Raw genomic sequence first — 259 nt, 5'->3', positions numbered from 1 at the left:
AGCTCACTCCCGCCAGTTTGGCAATGTCCTTAATGGTTATCAAATCAATCCACACCTCTCAACCCTTGGGAAGCTTATTGCTGTGCAGCCTTATACCGGTCATATTGCGCCTGTCTGCCGGCAATAACCTGCTCAATGTTCATTTTTTTCAACGTCTCAATATAATTGTCAAACTGATCCAGACTGGTATCTCCGCTTATAAATTTGAAGTTCATCTCTTCCACATATGTCGTAATATCCGGCATGGACATGCTCTCTA

1 protein-coding gene is annotated in these 259 nt (G+C 43.2%); it reads right to left on the bottom strand.

The features are described from left to right. Window positions 1-74: 74 nt before the first annotated feature. A partial coding sequence (locus B0E34_RS22825; protein ID WP_228423110.1) for a hypothetical protein occupies window positions 75-259 on the bottom strand: 185 nt, incomplete at its 5' end.

This window comes from Chryseobacterium mucoviscidosis (assembly GCF_002177115.1).
Taxonomy (GTDB): Bacteria; Bacteroidota; Bacteroidia; order Flavobacteriales; family Weeksellaceae; genus Chryseobacterium; species Chryseobacterium mucoviscidosis.
This window is presented reverse-complemented; position numbering and strand designations above follow the sequence as displayed.